This is a genomic window from Polaromonas sp. P1_E3 (assembly GCF_056405935.1).
Map to the genome: position 1 here is coordinate 1 of NZ_JBFUBD010000480.1, position 1,815 is coordinate 1,815.

Sequence of the window (1,815 nt, forward strand, 5' to 3'; positions counted from 1 at the left end):
AAGCCATTCCGCGCACGGTCAGTGCACAGGGATTGCGTGACCTGCTGGCCGTTTCCATTCCCGATGCGACGGCCCGCGAGGCCTTCCTCAAGCCGCGCCACGCCAGCGCGACGGTGCATTCGGGATTGCATGGCGCCAGCGGCCCGCTGCGCTCCACCGGCGGCAGCAGCTTCAGCCGGCCCATTTCCTCGACGTTTTCCCGCCCCTTGCGCGCCGACATGAGCCGGCCCTTGTCCACGTCGGCGACGACCTCGGGAACAAGCTCTGCATCATCCACCTCCATCAATGTGCAGAATTTCAATGCGGAGCTGCAGGCTCAGCTGGAACGTGCGCTCAGCCAGTACATCGGCCCGCTCGCCAAAACCCTGGTGCGCAAGGAAGCAGCCCGCCAGCTCACCTTTATGGCCCTGATCCATGCCCTGGCACAGCAGATTGACCGGCCTGATGACCGCGCGAAATTTCTGGCCTTGGCACAAAAGATGCACGGCGGACGCTGAGACAGCTTCCACACCCCGAAGCTCGCTATGCTTTTGATAGCTGCTTGCGCTGATGAATAAAGGCGCCCAGGCATTCTTTTTTCCACCCCATCTCGTCGGCACCAGGGGCGGTCAAATACGACAGCATGGCGCAATCTCCTGCAGGCTCTCGGCACGACGCATGAATGACCGCAGAAAACCGGCACGCCGGCCACGGCTCAGACGTTTGCGTGTGTCTTCACCCACCCCACATAAGCATCCACCCACCCCTGCAAAAACTTGCGGCTACCCTCGCTGATGTTGCCATCCGCGTCGTACAAGCCGTCCTTGTTATGGATGAACGCCTCAGGCTGGCCCAGCGTGGGCACGTTGAGGTAGGCCAGGATGTTGCGCAGGTGCTGCTGTGCAAGCGCCGTTCCAATCGCACCCACCGATGCTCCCAGCACGCCTGCGGGCTTGCCGTCCCACGCGCTTTGGCCATACGGGCGCGATGCATGGTCAATGGCATTTTTGAGCACGCCGGGGATCGAGCGGTTGTATTCAGGCGTGAAGAACAGGAGGCCCTGTGCCGCGGCAATCTCCCCCTTCAGGCGTTTGACCTGCGCCGAAGGGTTGCCGTCATCGTCCTGGTTGTACAGCGGCAGGTCGTCAATGCGCACATGCGTGAAGCTAAAATCCGCAGGAAATAATTTCTCCAGCGCACCGGCGAGTTTTTTGTTGAAGGAGTCCTTGCGAAGACTGCCGACGACGACAGCGATGTTGTATTGGGCCATGGTTTCTCCAAAAAATGAAAATGTCACGGATGCATCGCCGTGAACCGGCGAGCCACAAAAGGCCTGGGCCTCAAATCATTATGCAAAGTGTGAAGCTGCCTGACCGGTGGGCAAATGCAACACCCTGTGCGCCAAGCGGGCAATCAGCCGCCTTCAAAGCGGAATCGCCCGCCGCCTACAGCCGCTAGCAGTTCAGGCCGACGGCGTCGCAGCACCGCCCCCGGAATACTCGATGCCCGGGAATCCTCGCAACGCGGGCATCAACGTGCATTTCAAACATTTTTATGCGCTGGGCAAAAAGTCGGTTTCGGCCTGGGTCGACGACTATGCCCCCAGCATGGGCGCSGCGATCTCCTACTACACGGTGTTCTCCATCGCGCCGCTGCTGCTGATCGTCATTGCCGTGGCGGGCTTTGTGTGGGGCCGCGACGCGGTGCAGGGGGAAATCGTCGGGCAGCTCTCGGGCCTGATTGGGCGCGAAGGCGCGATGGGCGTTCAGGCACTGATCGAGAACGCCCACAAACCCACCAAGGGATTGGTGGCTACGGCCATCAGCATCGTGGTGC

The 1,815-nt window shown here is 61.1% G+C and carries 3 protein-coding genes; 2 read left to right on the plus strand and 1 reads right to left on the minus strand.

The genetic code is table 11. The annotated features are described in order from the left end of the window. Nucleotides 1-497 (plus strand): DUF8082 domain-containing protein (locus AC1D0Z_RS20765; RefSeq protein ID WP_477660055.1); only part of this gene is annotated, 497 nt, incomplete at its 5' end. Between the two features lie 197 nt (nt 498-694). Here the strand turns inward: AC1D0Z_RS20765 and AC1D0Z_RS20770 are convergent. After that, nucleotides 695-1,249, minus strand: coding sequence for an NADPH-dependent FMN reductase (locus AC1D0Z_RS20770; protein WP_477660056.1), 555 nt, complete (start codon nt 1,247-1,249; stop codon nt 695-697). 232 nt (nt 1,250-1,481) lie between these two features. Between AC1D0Z_RS20770 and AC1D0Z_RS20775 the strand changes: the two genes are divergently transcribed. Further along, nucleotides 1,482-1,815: YhjD/YihY/BrkB family envelope integrity protein (locus AC1D0Z_RS20775; RefSeq protein WP_477660057.1), on the plus strand; the 334-nt coding region annotated here is incomplete at its 3' end.